At 54.5% G+C, this 17465-nt stretch carries 18 protein-coding genes; 17 read left to right on the forward strand and 1 reads right to left on the reverse strand.

The features are described 5' to 3' along the window. Positions 1-2 precede the first annotated feature (2 nt). From HRQ63_RS13215 to HRQ63_RS13285, 15 genes are all read left to right on the forward strand, one after another. The gene (locus tag HRQ63_RS13215) at positions 3-881 is read left to right on the forward strand and encodes a carbohydrate ABC transporter permease (protein ID WP_172244395.1); all 879 of its coding nucleotides are present in this window, start codon (positions 3-5) and stop codon (positions 879-881) included. Further along, the gene (locus HRQ63_RS13220) at positions 878-1801 is read left to right on the forward strand and encodes a carbohydrate ABC transporter permease (protein WP_172244397.1); all 924 of its coding nucleotides are present in this window, start codon (positions 878-880) and stop codon (positions 1799-1801) included. Before HRQ63_RS13215 ends, HRQ63_RS13220 begins: the two co-directional genes overlap by 4 nt. A gap of 134 nt (positions 1802-1935) precedes the next feature. After that, the gene (locus HRQ63_RS13225; RefSeq protein WP_172245078.1) at positions 1936-3267 is read left to right on the forward strand and encodes an ABC transporter substrate-binding protein; all 1332 of its coding nucleotides are present in this window, start codon (positions 1936-1938) and stop codon (positions 3265-3267) included. Between the two features lie 108 nt (positions 3268-3375). Further along, the gene (locus HRQ63_RS13230) at positions 3376-4149 is read left to right on the forward strand and encodes an HAD family hydrolase (RefSeq protein ID WP_172244399.1); all 774 of its coding nucleotides are present in this window, start codon (positions 3376-3378) and stop codon (positions 4147-4149) included. Beyond that, a complete protein-coding gene (locus HRQ63_RS13235; protein ID WP_308809922.1) occupies positions 4146-4481 on the forward strand; it encodes a DMT family transporter in 336 nt (111 codons plus the stop codon). The genes HRQ63_RS13230 and HRQ63_RS13235 overlap by 4 nt, the downstream gene beginning before the upstream one ends. Positions 4482-4557: 76 nt before the next feature. After that, positions 4558-5697 (forward strand): metallophosphoesterase family protein, encoded by a 1140-nt coding sequence (locus tag HRQ63_RS13240; protein ID WP_172244402.1) that lies wholly within the window; start codon positions 4558-4560, stop codon positions 5695-5697. 298 nt (positions 5698-5995) lie between these two features. Continuing rightward, positions 5996-6988, forward strand: coding sequence for a bifunctional GNAT family N-acetyltransferase/NUDIX hydrolase (locus HRQ63_RS13245; protein ID WP_172244404.1), 993 nt, complete (start codon positions 5996-5998; stop codon positions 6986-6988). A 52-nt stretch (positions 6989-7040) separates the two neighbouring features. After that, positions 7041-7388, forward strand: coding sequence for a hypothetical protein (locus tag HRQ63_RS13250; protein WP_172244406.1), 348 nt, complete (start codon positions 7041-7043; stop codon positions 7386-7388). A gap of 2 nt (positions 7389-7390) precedes the next feature. Next, positions 7391-8197, forward strand: a complete 807-nt coding sequence (locus tag HRQ63_RS13255) for a DUF429 domain-containing protein (protein WP_172244408.1) — start codon at positions 7391-7393, stop codon at positions 8195-8197. A gap of 139 nt (positions 8198-8336) precedes the next feature. Then, positions 8337-9077 carry a class I SAM-dependent methyltransferase gene (locus HRQ63_RS13260; protein ID WP_172244410.1) on the forward strand — a complete coding sequence of 247 codons (741 nt, stop codon included), beginning with the start codon at positions 8337-8339 and terminating at the stop codon, positions 9075-9077. A gap of 70 nt (positions 9078-9147) precedes the next feature. Continuing rightward, positions 9148-10380, forward strand: coding sequence for an ATP-binding protein (locus HRQ63_RS13265; RefSeq protein WP_172244412.1), 1233 nt, complete (start codon positions 9148-9150; stop codon positions 10378-10380). Between the two features lie 5 nt (positions 10381-10385). Next, a complete protein-coding gene (locus HRQ63_RS13270) occupies positions 10386-11393 on the forward strand; it encodes an MBL fold metallo-hydrolase (protein ID WP_229714183.1) in 1008 nt (335 codons plus the stop codon). 459 nt (positions 11394-11852) lie between these two features. Beyond that, positions 11853-13580: a copper amine oxidase N-terminal domain-containing protein gene (locus HRQ63_RS13275; RefSeq protein ID WP_172244414.1), complete on the forward strand. Its 1728-nt coding sequence runs from the start codon at positions 11853-11855 to the stop codon at positions 13578-13580. A 206-nt stretch (positions 13581-13786) separates the two neighbouring features. Continuing rightward, a complete protein-coding gene (locus HRQ63_RS13280; RefSeq protein WP_172244416.1) occupies positions 13787-13939 on the forward strand; it encodes a hypothetical protein in 153 nt (50 codons plus the stop codon). Positions 13940-14146: 207 nt separating this feature from the next. Then, entirely contained in the window at positions 14147-14917 is a 771-nt protein-coding gene (locus tag HRQ63_RS13285; protein WP_172244418.1) for an enhanced serine sensitivity protein SseB C-terminal domain-containing protein, read from the forward strand. 46 nt (positions 14918-14963) lie between these two features. Here HRQ63_RS13285 and HRQ63_RS13290 read toward each other — a convergent pair whose 3' ends face one another. Next, positions 14964-15521: a phosphatidylglycerophosphatase A family protein gene (locus HRQ63_RS13290; protein WP_371873222.1), complete on the reverse strand. Its 558-nt coding sequence runs from the start codon at positions 15519-15521 to the stop codon at positions 14964-14966. Between the two features lie 245 nt (positions 15522-15766). On the opposite strand from HRQ63_RS13290, the gene rph reads away from it, so the two are divergent. Together rph and HRQ63_RS13300 are read left to right on the forward strand one after the other, a co-directional pair. Continuing rightward, positions 15767-16525, forward strand: coding sequence for a ribonuclease PH (rph, locus tag HRQ63_RS13295; protein WP_172244420.1), 759 nt, complete (start codon positions 15767-15769; stop codon positions 16523-16525). After that, a complete protein-coding gene (locus HRQ63_RS13300; protein WP_229714184.1) occupies positions 16522-17157 on the forward strand; it encodes an XTP/dITP diphosphatase in 636 nt (211 codons plus the stop codon). Before rph ends, HRQ63_RS13300 begins: the two co-directional genes overlap by 4 nt. Positions 17158-17465: the final 308 nt, after the last annotated feature.

The following is a 17465-nucleotide window of genomic DNA, read 5'->3' on the forward strand; positions in this document are numbered from 1 at the left end:
TTTTGCGTTTGAAAACGTTCAGAGAAGGGGAAGCGGTTCTTTTCACGCTGCCGGCTCTCGTGCCGCTGCTGGTGTTCTGGTTCGGCCCTCTCGGTTATATCGTCTATCTGAGCTTTACCGAGTGGGACTTTATGAGTCCGGAGAAATTGTTCGTCGGTCTGGAAAACTATACATATCTGCTGACGCATGCCGATTTCTATCAAGCTCTGAAAATTACGTTGTTGTTCGGCTTGGGTACGGTAATCCCGATTATCGTAGGCGGCTTGGCGCTCGCGCTGCTGATGAACAGTAAGCTGCGCTCCACCGGATTGTTCCGGGCCATGATGTTCTCGCCTTGGGTCACGCCGACCGTTGCCGTCTCGATTGCTTGGTCATGGATCTTCGAGCCGGAAGTAGGCCTGGCCAATCTGGTGCTCGGCTGGATCGGTATCTCGCCCGTAGGTTGGTTGCAGGATTCGACTTGGGCGCTGGTGGCCGTCATGATCGTGACCGTCTGGAAGTCGATCGGTTGGTCGATGGTGTTCTATCTGGTCGCGCTGCGCAATCTGCCGCAGGATCTGATGGAAGCCGCCGCGATAGACGGAGCAAACGCTTGGGACAAGTTCCGTGGCATCACGCTGCCGCTGATCTCGCCGACCACGCTGTTCCTGTCGATCATCCTGACGATTCAATCGCTGCAAGCCTATGACCAGATCAACGTCATGACGCAGGGCGGTCCGGCCGGATCGACGCGCACGCTGCTCTATATGTATTATCAATCGGCTTTCGAGTCGTTTAACGTCGGTGAAGCTTCGGCGATCGCCGTTATCATCATTCTGATCTGCGTGCTGTTGTCGGGACTGTCGTTCCTGCTCAGCCGACGCCTGGTGCACTACTCATGAACATAACCGAATCAAGAAAAGTAGAGCAAGAACGGGAACTTCATCGGGGAAGCCAGCGCGAACGCAGCAGCAAGTTCGTTCCCGTCGGCGAGCGCCTCGGCCGCACGATCCGCTACGCCCTGTTGGCGCTGATCAGCTTGGCAATGGCCTTTCCTTTTTATTGGATGGTGACGAGCGGCTTGAAAACGAACGACGAGATCTGGCAGTTCCCGCCGACCTTCTGGCCGGAATCGATCAACTGGAGCAATTACGCGGACGCTTGGAATTCGGCGCCTTTTGCCCGGTACATGTTCAACAGCATCTTCGTGGCGGTCTGCATCTGCGCGATTCAAGTGGTTAACGCCAGTATGATGGCCTACGCGTTGACCCATATGAAATTCCGCCTCAAAGGACCTTTTACCGCGATGGTACTGGTTGGCTACATGATTCCGACTACCGCCGTCTATCTGCCGAGTTACATGATCCTGAACGAATTGCACTTGCTGGATTCGTACGCCGGATTGATTATCTCCAACAGCGTCAGCGTGTTCTCGATCTTCCTGCTGCGTCAGGCGTTCATGCAGGTTTCGCACGAGTTGGTCGAAGCCGGACAGTTGGACGGCGCGTCGCACTTCCGAATCCTGTGGACGATTATGTCGCCGCTGATTCGTTCGTCGTTCGCGGTCATGATCCTGATTACCTTCATCGAACAGTACAATAACTATTTCTGGCCGATGCTGATTACCAAAGACCCGGATCTGAGACTCGTTTCGGCCGGACTCCGTGGATTCTTCGTCGAAGGCGGCGCTTACGGTTTGGCTTGGCCGCAGATTATGGCTGCCAGCGCATTCACCATCGCACCGTTATTGGTCCTGTTCGCCTTTGCGCAGAAGACGATTATGCAGAGCGTCAATATGTCGGCCGGCGTCAACAAGAGCTGATCGGCGCGATTTATGGCTTCACCCAACCACATCCCACACCCATTGGAGGAGAACAAAGAATGAAACAAGGTCTGAACGCGGCACGCTTTGCGACGAAAAAACCGGGCGTTAAAAAATGGAGCTGGAAGGGCGGCATGTCCATGCTGCTCGCGGCAAGCTTCGCGCTGCTCGCGGCAAGCTTCGCGCTGCTCGCAGCTTGCGGCTCATCGACAGGCGAAACGCCAACGGCTGCGGCAAGCCCGACACCTGCTGCGGCAGAATCGGCCAAGCCGGTCGAGATCGAATTCTGGTATGGCCTGGGCGGCAATCTGGGCGATAACATGAAGGCGAAGATCGAGGCGTTCAACGCTTCGCAGGACGAAGTAATCGTGAAGGGCATCGCTCAAGCGGATTACACGGAAACGGAGCAAAAGCTGCAAGCGGCCATTGCTTCGAACAACGTACCCGCAGCCGTACTCAGCTCGAACATCGACTGGGCACGCAAAGGCTACTATGCGGAATTGGATGATATGATCGCAGCCGACAGCAATTTCAAGGCGGAAGACTTTGTTCAAACGTTCCTCGACCAAGGCAAAGTGGACGGCAAACAATATTTCCTGCCGATGTACGGAACAACGCAAGTGATGTACTACCGTAAAGACGCGTTGGAAGCGGCAGGAATTGATCCGGCGAGCTTGAAGACATGGGAAGCTTTGGCCGACGCTGCGGCGAAGATGACGAAGAAGGAAGGCGACAAGACGACCTTCTACGGCTGGGAACCGATGTGGGGCGAAGGCAACATGATCGACGCGACGCTGAGCCGCGGCGGCAGCGTGCTGAGCGAAGACGGCAAGACGGTTACGATCGACTCTCCGGAATGGATCGAGACTTGGGAACATTTCCGCAAATGGATTCACGAAGATCAGATCATGCGTATTCACTCCGGCGGCCAGGGCTGGGAGTATTGGTACAAAACGATTGACGACGTGATGAAAAACAAAGCGGCCGGTTACACGGGTTCCAGCGGCGACCAGGGCGACCTGGACTTCAGCGTCGTAGCGGCAATGGAGCAGCCGGGCTGGGAAGGCGTCGGCGAAGGCAAACCGGTCGCAAACGCGATTCAAGCCGGTATCGTAGCCAAAGCAAGCCCTGAACAGCAGCAAGCCGCTTTCAAATGGTTCACGTACTTCATGCAGCCGGAAAACACGGCGGACTGGTCGATGAACACGGGCTACATCGCGGTTCGTCAGTCGGCGCTCGAAGATCCGGCATTCAAGGCATTCAGCGAAAAGAACCCGCAAATCAGCGTTCCGCTGCAGCAAGCTTCGCACGCGTCGGTTCCGTTCCAGGACCCGACCGGAGGCAAGATCACGGATGCGCTGAAAGTAGCGGCTGACCAGGTTCAGATCAACAATGTACCTGCCGAACAAGCACTGAAAGAAGCACAAGCAAAAGCGCAAAGCGAACTGGATCGTATCTCGAAGTAAAGGTACGCTACCCGAACTTGCATCGAACAAACCGACCGCAGGAGGGGCGCAAGCTGCGCCGTCCTGCGGTTTTTTTACACCTACTATAGGAGTACGGGAGGGCGCGACATGGCAGAGTGGAAGCTTGAGGGGGAGCGCGACGTGCTGCGCGCGGACGCGATTTTGTTTGATAAAGACGGCACGCTGCTCGATTTTACGCATATGTGGGGATTTTGGGCGGATGTGGTGATCGATAGGTTCCGCGGGTTGTTGGCTGAACGCGGGTTAGTCATTTTGCAGGAAGATATTCCGGGCATCTGGGGGACGCAGCATGACTCGACAGGTTGGACGACCGGTTATGACAAGCGCGGGCCGCTGGCGATGGGCACCATGGATGAGATGTACGCGATTCTCGTCTGGCATGGCTATCGGGCCGGATTGTCTTGGGCCGAATCGAAAATGATCGTGCGGGACTGCTTGCGGCATGCCGATGACGAGATGGAATTGGTGCGTCCTGCACGGCTGCTGCCAGGCGTACAAGCCTTTTTGGATCGCTGCCGGTTGCAGGGAATCCCGATAGCCGTCGTCACCGCGGACGATACGGACAGTGCGCGATTGCACTTGCGTTGGCTCGGCATCGAAGATTATTTCAACGTCGTGATCGGCACGGATATGGCGGAGCGGGGCAAGCCGTATCCGGATTTGTGCCTGCTTGCGTGCGAGCGTCTGGGCGTTCCGCCGGAACGGACGATCGTGATCGGAGATACGGACGGAGACATGGAAATGGCGCGAGCGGCGGGGGCCGCGCTGAAGATCGGCATCGGCGAGCCGGGCGTACTGAAGCTGGCGGATTTGACTGTGCCTTCGTTCGAATGGCTGCTCGAAGGCGCGGTGAAGCCGTGAATCAGAATTCGTCGATCGGATGGGGGCTGCTCGCCGCAGCTATTGCGCTGGAGCTGAGCGGTACCATCTTGATGAAAGCTTCCGACGGATTTTCCAGACTGTGGCCTTCCATACTTATGTTTGTCTGCTACGGTGCGAGCTTCACGCTGCTGAATTTCTCGGTAAAACATATTCCGCTGGGCGTGGCTTATGCGATCTGGTCAGGTGTAGGCATCACCTTGATCGGGGTGGTTGGGCATTACTTTTTCGGAGAGCGATTGAAATTGACTTCGTTGGTCTGGATAGGATTTATTCTGATCGGAATCGTCGGGCTGAAGTGGAGCGAATCTTAAGTCAATGACAGAAAGCCAAGTGGAGGGAATCGATATGAATCCAAAAGAACAACAGGGTGCAGGAAGTGTTCAACGAATGTTAGCTACCTTTCAGGTGATCACGGATACGCATGTTCGGGACGAGGCAGGTCATATCCACAACCGGCATTTTGAAGAAGCTTTGCAGGATATTTCTTCGTACTGCGAAAAAAGCCTGGGGATTATGCATGCCGGAGACGTGACGGATCGCGGATTGGCAGGCGAATATGCCGAGTTCCGTCGAATTTGGAACGGACGTCCGGCAGGGCTGCCTGAATTATACGTGACGCTCGGCAATCATGATATCGGGGCTGTGTTGTGGGAAGAAAGCGGAACGCCTGTCGATCTGAGTACTCTACCCGACTTTGAGGTGGAGGATGCGTTGGACGGTCGTTTCCCGGATCGGGCAAAGGCGGTAGACGGGCAAGCTGTTTCCGAAAACAATGCGATCGACGTAGGCGAAGTGGAAGCGGTAAACAGTGAACATAGGGCCGCACAACCGCTAAACGCGGCGGAATCTCTGGCTGTAGCAGCCGCCGAGATGGGATTGGATCTGGCGGGCATGGCCGAGCGTCTTGGCGGTTCCGATGCGACTTCGGGCCGAGCGAGAGAGCTGTGGAAGCGTCGTATGCGCCGTTTTGCCGACGGGACAGGGGAAGCAGCCCCTTACCACGATCATTGGCTCGGCGGGTATCACTTTATTTTCTTGGGCAGCGAGAGCCCGCATCCGAAGGATTGCGATCTGTCCGAAGCCCAATTGACCTGGTTACAGGAACGATTGGCTGAAGAGGCTGCGTCGGATCGCCCGATCTTCATCTTCTTGCATCAGCCGGTTCGCGATACCGTGGCCGGTTCCATGAGCGAGCAGGGATGGTATGGAGTAAATCAGGATGCCGCCTTGAAGGAAGTGCTGTCCGGTTATCCGCAAGCCATTCTGTTCACCGGACACACGCACTGGCAGTTGGAAGCCAAGCGGACGATGTACGATGGACAAGGCGTGATGCCGTCCATGTTCAACGCCTCATCAGTCGCTTACCTCTGGACGGACCAAGACGAGCATCTGACCGGAAGCGAAGGCTTGCAGGTCGAGATTTACGAGGATCGGGTTGCGGTTCGCGGTCGGGATTTCGTGAAGCGTTCCTGGATCGCCGATGCGGAATACACGGTGAACCTTCCGGCTTCCGTATCCCAACCTTAATCTGTATCGTGAATATTATGAAGCATCTGCCGAAATTATTCGGTAGGTGCTTTTTTTCCCTGCTTAAAAAGAGGTCGGCAGATATAATAGAGAGAAATTGGCAGATGCGTGTTGAAAGGGTAAGCGTACCTTACGATAACTCAGCCTTTCTGCGCGCTTATCATGAACTCGACGTGCCGGATGCAGAGTTCATTTTGCGGATTTTTCATCGGGTAGGCATGTAGAGACATATTTTGAAAGAATCGAGACGCTTATAGGATTAGATCTGATCGATCATTCGAACCAAGGAGCGATTTTAATGTCCGCGCAAAAAGAAGCCAAACAGGTCATAACCGTATCTCCCGCACAATCTTTTCAACTGGGGGAATTGCGTCGAATCGCGGTTGAAGCGTTCGCCGAAGACTTTCGCCGTTACGGAATGATGCCGGAGGGCATTGAGACTATTCAATGGCACGAAAAAGGAATTGCCGACGGAAGTTATCTTGTGATCGAAGCGCAGAAAAAAGTCGCGGGCGGAGCCCGGGTATTCGACTTCGGCGATGGAACGTTCCGATTGGGCTCGCTGTTTATCGATCCTGCGCTGCATGGACGGGGCATCGGCAAACAGGCAATGGAGGCTATTGAGCGTTATTATCCGCAGGCTCGGACGTGGTCGCTTGATACGCCTGCCGGAAGCACGCGCAATCACCGATTTTATGCCCATGCCGGATATGTAAAAGTAGGAGAAAGCTATCCCGTGCAGGACTCGGGCTTTTGTCTGTTCGATTACGCGAAGCCGGAACTCCTCGTCGAGATTCGGGATGCGGAACTGTTCGCTGACCGTAACCTCGATCAGGCCGCGGACGAACATCGCTTTGCCCTGCGACAAGCGGCTCGGGCCGTGCTGACGGACGGAGCAGGTCGGATGGCGCTGATGCATGTCGCCAAAGACGGCTACCATAAACTGCCGGGCGGCGGAATCGAACCCGACGAAGACGTTTACTCGGCGCTGCGCCGCGAAATGCGCGAAGAATCCGGTGCGGAGATCGAAATGACGGGAACGATCGGCATGACGGCCGAGTATATCGCGGAATATAAGCTGAAGCAGTTTTCGTACGCCTATTCGGCCGTGCTTGTCGGTTCGCCGGGCGAGTCCGCCTTTACCGAAGAAGAGCAGGCGGGCGGATTCGCGGCGATGTGGGTAAAGCCGGAGGAAGCGCTGCGTCTGATGGAGAATGATCAACCCGGAAGTTACTCGGGGCATTTTATCCGTTGCCGTGATCTGGCGATTCTTCGTGCTTACCTGAACTGATTCGAAGCGGGCCGGATGGTGGTCGTATGCTGAAAAAAAGGAGCGTTCACGCATGAATAAATTCGCGACAATCGCGATCGGCGGCATATTGCTGCTCGCAGGAATCCTATTGTACCTGGGCGTTCATATCGCAGCGGTGCTGCATATGCCCAATGTTCACGGTTGGCAGACCCCGCCAGGTCATTATGGAAGCGCAGTTAAGGACAGCGGAGGATACTGGATGTTTGGGCTGGCCATCATTCTGATCGGCTTGGGGGTGCTGGTGCTCGTCACCGCCCTATTCGATCGGTTCAACGGTATTTGGCGAAGCAATATGAACGATATCCGCCGACGCGATCAAGAATTCGATACACGCCGCGCAGAATCCGAGCGGCAGATCGTGGAAGGAGATCCGAAGTGAGCATGTCCCCGTACTCACACGCAGCGTATCGCGGAATCGGCATTGACGGCTGTCTTGGAGGATGGGCAGTCGTCGTGCTCGAAGCGTTACCCGAAGCAGGACGTCTGCAAATTTGCCGCGCGGCCGTGTATCCGACGCTGTCGGCATTATGGGAAGACCTGTCGCCGAATCCGTTATCCGACCGTATCCTGATCGATATCCCGATCGGACTGGCCGAAGGCGCAGACGGAGTTCAGAACCGCGTTGCGGACCGGAATTGTGACCGGGACTGCCGAAAGCTGCTGCCCAAGCGCCGCAAGTCCAGCGTGTTTCCGGTTCCGGCGCGTCAAGCTTTGCGCGCGGAAGATCCGTCGTCCGCCAACGCGGAAGCGACGGGACGCAAGCTGAGCCGGCAAACGATCAATATTTTGCCCAAAATCCGGGAAACGGACGACTTTTTAGCCGCAAGATTGAAAAAAGGGCTACCCGTATCCGGATTTATCGAAGAGTCGCACCCTGAGCTTGTTTTTCTAAGATTGAACGAGAGTGCTGACGAAGCGCCTTTATACGGGAAAAAAGAAGCCGAAGGACAGCGCGAGCGGTCGGGCATCTTGCACGGAGCCGGATTGCCGCATGCGGAAACGGAGAAGCTGTTCGCTCTTTTTGCGAGAAAGCAGGCGGCCAAAGACGATCTGCTCGATGCGGCGGCGTTGGCGGTTGCGGCGTATCGCGTCGTATCGGGACGCTCGGCGGTCAAGTACGTCACCGAAGGCGAGCGTCGGCAGTTCGATTACGAAGGCAGGTTGGAAATGAACATCGCGTACGTTTGAGGCCGCATTTTTCGGCAAAAGTCAGGCGGGATTTCCGAATGCCGGAAATCACCGTCTTCTTTTTTGTGTACATATAACATGGGGTGCGCGGACGTGCGCGAATCCGCGCCGAATGAACGCAAACAAGGAGGAGAAGCATATGGCCGCATGGTACGAAGAAAGCTTCGGCGAAGATTATTTGAGGGTATACAACTACCGGGACGAGCAGGGAGCGGCGCACGAGGTGCACGAGATGATCTCCTGGCTGAAGCTCGAACCGGGCACGAAGGTGTTGGATCTCTGCTGCGGGATGGGACGTCATTCGCTGTCGCTGGCGGAAAAAGGCTACGAAGTCACCGGTATGGATCTGTCGGACGTGCTGCTGGACGAAGCGAAAAAAACGGACGGCTCGGAAAACGTGAATTGGGTTCAGGGAGACATGCGCGAGCTGCCTTTGGCGGACGAAGAGTTCGGGGCGGTCGTCAACCTGTTCACGTCGTTCGGGTACTTCAAGGAGGACGCCGAGCACGTCCGCGTATTGAAAGAAATCCGCCGCGTGCTGCGTCCGGGCGGACGATTCATCGTCGATTTCATGAATCCGCCCCATGTGAAGCGTCATTTGAAGCCGTACAGCGAGCGCGAAGAAGACGGACTCAAGATCGAAGAACGCCGCACGATCGAAGACGGATTCGTCAAAAAGCATATCACGATCATCCCGCAAAACGGCGACGGCGGAGAGAAGCGCGAATACGACGAACGGGTGAAATTGTACACGCTCGAACGATTCACGGACATGCTTGCGGAAGCAGGATTGGAGCTGGAGGAAGTACGCGGAAGCTATGACGAAAAGAAGTACGAGCCGGACTCGCCGAGAATGATTTTTGTCGGAAAAAGGTTATAAGCAGGCAAGGTGAGGGTATATAGACCTATCACACAGGCTGATACTCGAAAGCCTTTAGAGGTGCTTATTCATGACAAACGAACAACATTGGCAGCAGAAAATAGAATGGTTCGAAACGCAATACGCCAATTGCTTAACCGATCAGGAACAGCTGCGGCTGCTGCTGGACCAAGAAATAGAAGCTCGAAAAAAGGCGGAACAGGAGTCGAAAAACAAAGCGAATTTTGTCGCGTTCCTCAGCCACGAAATCCGTAACCCGGCCAACGGCATCATCGCGATGAGCGATCTGTTGGAAGGCACGGAACTGACTCAGGAGCAGCGAAGCTATCTGGATATCCTTCAGACCAGCAACGAATCGTTGATGGAACTGATTAACGGGATTCTGGACATGAGTCGTCTGGAAGCGGGGAAAATGCTCATCGCCAACAATCCGTTCGATTTGATCAATACGATCGAGGATTTGATGTACATGCTCGCCCCGCAGGCTTTTCGAAAAGGCGTGGAAGTCGTGCTTGACGTCGAATCGGAAATCCCGCTGTTCGTCGTCGGCGATTCCTTGAAACTGCGTCAAGTCTTTCTTAATATCGTGCAGAACGCGATCAAATTCACGCACGAAGGACAGGTCATGTTCGAATTGAGAAAGCTGCCTTCGCTGCACGAAGATCGCATCAATGTCGGTTTCGCCGTGCGGGATACCGGAATCGGCATGACCGAAGAGCAGGCGGCCCGAATTTTCGACGTCTACTCGCAGGTGCATGAAGCGTCGAATCATCATTACGGAGGAAGCGGACTCGGGCTGGCGATCACGAAAAATCTGATCGAGCTGCTGGGCGGAAGAATCGAAGTATCCAGCCGAAAAGGCGAAGGAACTTCGATCGAGATCACGATGTCGTTCGAACGTTACACGGATATTCCTTCGATCCCGTTCGAAGACGACGTGCTGTCCGGGATGCGTTTTCTATTGATCGAACAGGAACCGATGTCACGCAGCATCATCGCTTCGATGCTGGAAGGATGGGGCGCCTCGGTGGAATGCGCGGAGGAAGCGGATGCCGATCAAACCGCGCGCGTTCGGGAGAACGAATTCGATATCGTGCTTGCCGATCGCACCACGATCAGCGAAGACGAGGATTTCCGTCTGCTTTCGAATATCAAAGGCGTGAACGTGTTTTTGCTTGCGCGTCTCGGCGAAAAGGTGGAGGATGAAGAAAGAAGCCGCTTCCGTTCGATCATCACGAAGCCGATTCGAAAACTGCATCTTCTGAACGCCATCCTGGCCATGGATAAGAACGTTCAGGGTTGAAAGGAATGACGCAAAGCCAAATGAGCAAATCACGAATAACCGCGTACGGCGAATTTACCCGCGTGCGGATGGAAATGGCTTTTCCGCTGCGTTGGGAAAACAGTTACGTGCTGCAAGGCGAAGACGGCTGGACCGTCGTCGATCCGGGTCCGCGCTCGCCTGAGAACGAAGCAGCCTGGGACGGAGCATTGAACGAACTGGGCATTCGCGCGACAGATATCTCTTCGATCGTGCTGACCCATCATCACCCGGATCATTACGGATTGTCCGGTTGGCTTCAGCAGCGAAGCGAAGCGCAAGTCTGGATGTCGAAAGCGGCTAGCGAAGCGGCGTGGCGCAATTGGGGCAGTGCGCAGCAAGAGTCCGGCACGAACGGGTTTGTCGAAGCATCGATTGCGTTATGTCGCTTGCATGGCATGGAGCCTGAACGGTTGGCGCAACTGCCTGCGCATTTAGAAGGATTTTTGCCGCAAGTCGATCCGCAGCCGGAAATTTCCGTGATCGAACCCGGATTGCCGATCCGCTTCGGCGGAAGACTGTGGCATCCGATCGAGACAGGAGGTCATGCGGAGGGGCATTTGTCTTTTTACGAGGAGGCGACAGGGGTGATTCTATGCGGAGACGCGGTGCTGCCGCGTATCTCGCCGAATATCTCGTACAGTCCCGGAGGCGACGAACATCCGCTGCGTTCCTATCTGAATGGATTACGTACGCTCGGAGCGTTGAAAGTTACCCGAGCTTTTCCCGGACATCGCGATCCGTTCGAAAACTTCCCGGAGCGGACAGTGCAATTGCTGGAGCATCACGAGCAGCGGCTGGCTCGTATGGAGGAGTTGCTGCAAGGCGGGCCGCGAAGCGCTTATGAAATCTGCATTTCGCTGTTCGGCGACTCGCTCGGCATCCATCAGCTGCGCTTTGCGTTGTCGGAGACGATCGCGCATCTGGTCGAACTGGAAGACCGGGGGAGAGCGACGAGACACGGAGAACGGGAAGTGCGTTTCGGCTTGAAATGAATCAATCGCATAACCGGCAAAGAAAGCTTTCGAAGCCCGATCGGGTTTCGAAAGCTTTTTGCTTTGCTTGCCATCGGATAAGACTCAGGGCTTTTTTCATGCATCCAAGGTCCGTGAAAAATAAAAATCGAAATATCGCGCTTCGCTTGGTTAGTTCTTAAGAACCCTGTTTATATTAATAGAGTCGACAACTAGATTTACATCAAACAGATTTTGGGAAACCTAAATTAATTGATCAAATGGATAAAAATTCAATTCCGTATCATGTTCGAGCCTGCCGAATACGGCCGAAGGATCAGGCTCGAAAAACAATTTTCAAAAAAATTTAAAATCATGTGATCCAAACTTCCGAACCCTGCGTTTCACCCAATGTAAGCGAGAGACGCAAGAACAGACAACAAAACAGAAGAAGACCCAGCCACACCAACAAGATACAAACACACAACTGGAGGGATTAAGATGTTTAAAATGTTCAATGTGAAGAATCTCGATTCGAAGAAGTTCAATGCCAAGAAGATCATGGTACCGGTACTCGGCCTGGCTTTGGTTGTTCCGACAGTGGCGGGGGCCGCTCCGGTAAACGCAGCAAGCGCGGCACCGACGAACATCTCGGCAACGGCAGCTACGATGACGACGATGAAAGCATCGACGACGACGCCGGCGGTCGAACTGAGATCGGCACTTGACCATCTGCTCTCCGAACATTATCAACTCGCAGTCGATTCGATGATCAAAGCTTACGAAGGTTCGCCTGACGCGGCAGCCGCGTTCGCAGCACTGAATCAAAACGCCAACGATATGCTGCCGGCGATCGAATCGCTGTACGGCAAAGAAGGCGCAGCCGAATTCGGCCGCATCTTCAGCGCCCACAACAAAGCGACCGACGATCTGGTAAAAGCGCAAAAAGCCGGCAATACGGCAGGCGTTCAATCGGCCGAAGCCAACATCGAGAAATTCGTCAAAGAATTCTCGGCCTTCCTCGGAACGGCAACGGGCGGCAAACTGCCGCAGGCGACGGCGGAGAAAGTCATTCGCCTCCATGAAGATCAAGTTCAACAAGCTTTCGATAAATATGTAGCAGGCGATTTCACGGGCGCTTACACGGCTTACCGTACAGGCCTGAACACGATGTTCACGATCAGTGAAGCGCTCTCGACGGCAATCGTGACGCAAATGCCGGAGAAATTCGAGAACACCAAGTCCGACACGCCTGCAGGCGATCTGAGATCGGCGCTGAACTACTTGTTCGCGGAACACTTCGCTCTGGCCACGCTGCAAATGCAGGAGCAATACGACGGCATGACTGCGAGCAGCAATGCGTTGGTAACGGCTGAAGCCGGCAATACCAAAGACTTCAAAGCGGCAATCGCTTCGGTCTACGGCAATGCGGGAGCGGATCAGTTCGAGAAACTTTGGACGACTGACCACATCAACGTGCAAGCGCAGTACGTAGCGGCAGTGAAGAGCGGAGACCAAGCCGCAATCACGGCAGCCAAAGCCCAAATCACGAAATTCACCAAAGAAATGGCGGCATTCCTGAGCGCGGCGACCGAAAAACGCATTCCTGAAGCCGGAGCGCTCGAAGGTTTGACGGCTCACGAAAACCAAGTTCAGCAAGTACTGGACCAATACGCGGCTAAAAACTACACCGGTTCGTACAAAACCGAGCGCGAAGGCTATGCCCTGATGTTCGACGTGGGCAAACTGCTGAGCGGCGCGATCGTTGACCAGTTCAACGCGAAATTCCAAGAACCGGCAGCACCGGCTCCGACCACTCCTGCACCGACGACGCCTGCTAACCCTAGCATGATGACCGTCAAAATGCAGATCGGAAGCCCGAACCTGACGCTGAACGGCAAAACGACCAAAATGGATACGATGCCGCGCGTTTGGAACAATACCACTTATGTACCGCTGCGCTTCCTGAGCGAAGGCATCGGCGCCCAAGTAAAATGGAATAAAAAAGCGAACGAAGTTACGGTCATGGCCGGCAACGACACGCTGAAATTCTGGTTGGGCAAAGACTTCATGGAAGTCAACGGTAAGAGACAAGCCGTAGGCGCCAAAGTATTCGCGGACGAAAACGGCCGTACGGTCGTACCGCTTCGCTTCATCACGGGCCTGCTGGGCTGGGACTTCAACGTCAACAGCAGCAACTGGATGATCACGCTGACGAAATCGATGTAATCCGTTTCCCCGAAACAGAGCCAAAACAAGAATAACGCCACAAAAAGCTATAATTCGCCGCGATGCCTGCTTGTTTTGCAGGCATCGCGGTTTTATGTCGTTTCCGTATTTTTCAGCGTCTTCCATTCCTTTTGACGCTGTTCGTTACGGCTGGTACGCTAACGATAGAAACGATTCATATCCATCAGAAGAAAGGGGCGATCTCGATGCTCGAGAAGAAATCCGACCTTTATGAAGACTGGTATGATTATGACGATTATTACGACGATGTACTTCGCGGATACGTAGGGCCTAGAGATGACGGATTCGAAGAAGTCAGCAACCGGGAGGACGAAGAGGCCGAAAAAAATTCGGTTTGAAGTCGAAGTACTTCAGGACTCCAGACTTGATTAAAGCAGGACGTAAGGAGGAATTCCCGCATTCTGGGGGTTCCTCCTTTTTGATTTAGGCAACAAACGGGTATAAATATCCAATGAAACGTTTTTCACCCTTTTTTTGGCGAAAATGTGACAGGAGATGCAGCCTGGATTTGAATCAAGCGATCGGGCACGAAAAGGAGGAGAATTATGGGTTTCAAACCTCAAAACGAACTGGAGCGAGTTCTCTCTGCCGCGGTGGAAGATCCCTCGCGAAGAAGGGAGTTTTACGAGGAGCTTCAGCGCTCGGAGCTGTACACTCTGCATATGGGCGGTGACGTATCGGCGGAACAAGGGGTTCTGCAGGAGAAAACGACCGTAAGATTACCCAGTGTGGAGATCGAAGGGAAATCTTATTTGCCGGTGTTCAGTTCTTTGCCGATGCTTCAGCGCTTTATTGACCGGGAAATGCGTTATCTGTCCATCAACGCGATCGACTTATTCGGGTTGGTGCGGGGATCGGACGTCTGGTTGAATCCCGGCGGGGAATTCGCCAAAGAATTTCCGGCTTCCGAGATCGACTCGATTCTGGACGGCAGCATTTTCGCGGCTCCGCAAAGCTATACCGTCGATCAGGAGACTCGAGTCATGCTCGGACGCCCGACCCAAGAACCGGATGAATTGCTAAATGAGTTGGCAGAGGTTTTTTGCGCGCTGCCGAATGTGAAGTTGGCTTATAATGTCCATTATTACAATCCGGAGACCGGCGATCCGCCGCATACGTTGATTGCGGTGGAGGCAGACGGGGATTGGAACGAAGTGGTTCGGGCTGCCGGAGGCCGGGCTTCTTCGGCCCGGGTGCCCGATCCGCCTGTCGACTTTCTTCGGCTCGACGGAACGAGCGGCCTTGAAACGTATTTTGAATCCGACTGTACGCCTTTTTATCGAAAGCGCAGACGCAAAGGCTTGTTTGCCAAATAGAAAAAGAAGCCGGATCAGGTTCATCCGGCTTCTTTGCGTCGGCCGTTTAGTCGTCGCCCGGTTCCTTCGGCAGTTCGATCTCGACTTCCCGTTCGCTTTGCTTGTTGTGGGCAATGCGGCTGCTGGCAGCCGAAGCAATCGCTCCGACGATGTCATCCAGGAAAGTATGCACGGGACCGAGGCTTTTGTCGTTCAATCGTTCCAGCACGCCCGGTTTTAACTTATCCACGTAACCGAAATTGGTCAACCCGATACTGCCGTAGACATTCACGATGGAGAGGGCCAAAATTTCATCGACACCGTACAGGCCTTCGTCGTTTTTGATCATCTCTTGCAGCGGAGAAAGCAGCTTGCCTTCTTCCGCGAGCACGTCGAGCTGGATGCCGGTCAGCACGGCGTTTTGGACTTCGCGTTTTTCAAGCACTTTTTCCACATTATGCACGCATTCTTCCATCGTCAGGTCGGGATAATATTTTTTCTGCAAAAAGAGAACGAGTTCGGCGATTTCTTCGATCTTGATGCCGCGTTTTTCCAGCCAACTTCTTGTCGCTTCGGCGACTTTTCGGCTGTTGAGCGAGTAAGCCTGACGTTCGAGCATGCCCATTTTTTCTTCTTTCGGAGTGGGGCTTTCTGGAGTTTGCATAAGATTCACCTCAGGTTCATGAAATATAGCTAACAACTAACATCTGTACATATTCGGTGTCCCTGAATCAAAATTCTCGCAAAAAAGCGAATGGCCGTGCGTTTGGAGTCCCAGTTTGCTAAAATGAGGGGAACAAAGCGCCAAGTATGAGGTTGACGAGGTACTAAGCGGTCAACGTCATATTGCGGATACGGGAGGACAACGAAGTGAGTAGGAATGACAGAAAGCCGGACGAGATTCGCCCGGTCAAGCTTGAGATCAATACGAACAAATATGCCGAAGGTTCGGTGATGATCGAAGTCGGCGATACGAAAGTCATTTGCAATGCGACCGTCGAGGAAAAGGTTCCTCCTTTTATGAAAGGACAAGGACGCGGTTGGGTAACGGCCGAGTATTCGATGCTGCCTCGTGCCACGCATACGCGCAACGTCCGCGAATCGGCTAAAGGCAAGCTTGGCGGGCGCACGATGGAGATCCAGCGCCTCATCGCCCGTGCCTTGCGTTCGGTCGTCGATCTGCAAGCGCTCGGCGAGCGGACGATCACCGTCGACTGCGACGTTATCCAGGCCGATGGTGGTACGCGCACGACGTCGATTACCGGAGCATTCGTCGCGATGTGCCTGGCCGTGAACAAGCTGGAAGAGCAAGGCAAACTCAAGCGCTACCCGATTACCGACTTCCTGGCTTCGGTTAGCGTAGGCGTCGTCGAAGACGAGGCGCTGCTGGATCTGCGTTACGACGAAGACAGCACCGCCGCGGTCGATATGAACGTGGTCATGACCGGATCGGGCGAATTCGTCGAGCTGCAAGGCACGGGCGAGGATCGTCCGTTCAGCCGCGCTGAATTGAATCAAATGCTGGAATTGGGCGAGATCGGCGTGAAGCAAATGATCGCTGTTCAGAAGCAGGTTCTGGGTGCAGGCGCGTTGAAGATCGGCAACCATGAGATCGGGGGATTGGCATGATCGAAGGAATGAGCGGCGACAACAAGCAGATCGTCGTGGTGGCGACCCGCAATATGGGGAAGGTCCGGGAATTCCGGCATGCCCTGGCTCCGTTCGGCAAAGAGGTCCACAGCCTGCACGAATATCCGGACGCTCCGGAAGTGGTGGAGGACGGCAGTACCTTTTCGGAAAATGCGTTCAAAAAGGCCAAGGAAATCGGAGATTTCCTGAACCTGCCCGTGTTAGCGGACGATTCCGGTCTGTGCGTCGACCTGCTGGACGACGCGCCCGGCATCTATTCTGCTCGCTACGCCGGCGAACACGGTGATGATTCGGCTAACAACGCCAAGCTTCTTAATGAGCTGATGCGTTTGCGCCAAGGCGATGACACCGAACAGCCGCTGCTCAGCGCGGCACGGTTCGTCTGCGCCCTCGTCCTGTACGACCCGGCCACAGGCCGCAGTCTCGAATCCGAAGGCGAAGTCGAAGGCTGGATCACGTCCGAGACCGCCGGAGCCGGCGGCTTCGGCTACGATCCGCTCTTCTACGTCCCGCAATTCGAGCGCACCATGGCCGAACTCAGCGTCGAAGAAAAACAAAGCATCAGCCACCGCGGCGCGGCTCTGACCCGCCTAATCGCGAAGCTGCATTGATTCGCGCGACTTTGAATGGTCGCCGGAAGGTCCTATTCGCTTCGGAAGCTGGAGGGGCGGCGGAGGGAGAAATTCGGTCGAGACGCTGTCTCGCGAAGAGAGCTTTCAGCTCTCCTCGCTCAAAGGCGTCTCTCCCTGAATTTCTCCCTCCGCCCCCGGCGCTTCGCTCGGGGATAGGGCCGTCCCGACAGATTAAAGTCGGGCTCGTCCATGAGGGGTTTTTTAAAAAGATTTTAAAAGAAAGAGCCTGCGAAATTTTTCTTCGCAGGCTCTTTCTTTTTGCTTTTAATTTTCACTTCAATGCGCAG

It is taken from the genome of Saccharibacillus endophyticus (assembly GCF_013185185.1).
GTDB classification, from domain to species: domain Bacteria; phylum Bacillota; class Bacilli; order Paenibacillales; family Paenibacillaceae; genus Saccharibacillus; species Saccharibacillus endophyticus.

Bases quoted from the DNA above. Each gene is read 5' to 3' on its own strand.
- HRQ63_RS13220 (WP_172244397.1), top strand. From the start codon at position 878: ATGAACATAACCGAATCAAGAAAAGTAGAGCAAGAACGGGAACTTCAT.
- HRQ63_RS13225 (WP_172245078.1), top strand. From the start codon at position 1,936: ATGTCCATGCTGCTCGCGGCAAGCTTCGCGCTGCTCGCGGCAAGCTTC.
- HRQ63_RS13230 (WP_172244399.1), top strand. From the start codon at position 3,376: ATGGCAGAGTGGAAGCTTGAGGGGGAGCGCGACGTGCTGCGCGCGGAC.
- HRQ63_RS13240 (WP_172244402.1), top strand. From the start codon at position 4,558: ATGTTAGCTACCTTTCAGGTGATCACGGATACGCATGTTCGGGACGAG.
- HRQ63_RS13245 (WP_172244404.1), top strand. From the start codon at position 5,996: ATGTCCGCGCAAAAAGAAGCCAAACAGGTCATAACCGTATCTCCCGCA.
- HRQ63_RS13250 (WP_172244406.1), top strand. From the start codon at position 7,041: ATGAATAAATTCGCGACAATCGCGATCGGCGGCATATTGCTGCTCGCA.
- HRQ63_RS13255 (WP_172244408.1), top strand. From the start codon at position 7,391: ATGTCCCCGTACTCACACGCAGCGTATCGCGGAATCGGCATTGACGGC.
- HRQ63_RS13260 (WP_172244410.1), top strand. From the start codon at position 8,337: ATGGCCGCATGGTACGAAGAAAGCTTCGGCGAAGATTATTTGAGGGTA.
- HRQ63_RS13265 (WP_172244412.1), top strand. From the start codon at position 9,148: ATGACAAACGAACAACATTGGCAGCAGAAAATAGAATGGTTCGAAACG.
- HRQ63_RS13270 (WP_229714183.1), top strand. From the start codon at position 10,386: ATGACGCAAAGCCAAATGAGCAAATCACGAATAACCGCGTACGGCGAA.
- HRQ63_RS13275 (WP_172244414.1), top strand. From the start codon at position 11,853: ATGTTTAAAATGTTCAATGTGAAGAATCTCGATTCGAAGAAGTTCAAT.
- HRQ63_RS13280 (WP_172244416.1), top strand. From the start codon at position 13,787: ATGCTCGAGAAGAAATCCGACCTTTATGAAGACTGGTATGATTATGAC.
- HRQ63_RS13285 (WP_172244418.1), top strand. From the start codon at position 14,147: ATGGGTTTCAAACCTCAAAACGAACTGGAGCGAGTTCTCTCTGCCGCG.
- HRQ63_RS13290 (WP_371873222.1), bottom strand. From the start codon at position 15,521: ATGGGCATGCTCGAACGTCAGGCTTACTCGCTCAACAGCCGAAAAGTC.
- HRQ63_RS13300 (WP_229714184.1), top strand. From the start codon at position 16,522: ATGATCGAAGGAATGAGCGGCGACAACAAGCAGATCGTCGTGGTGGCG.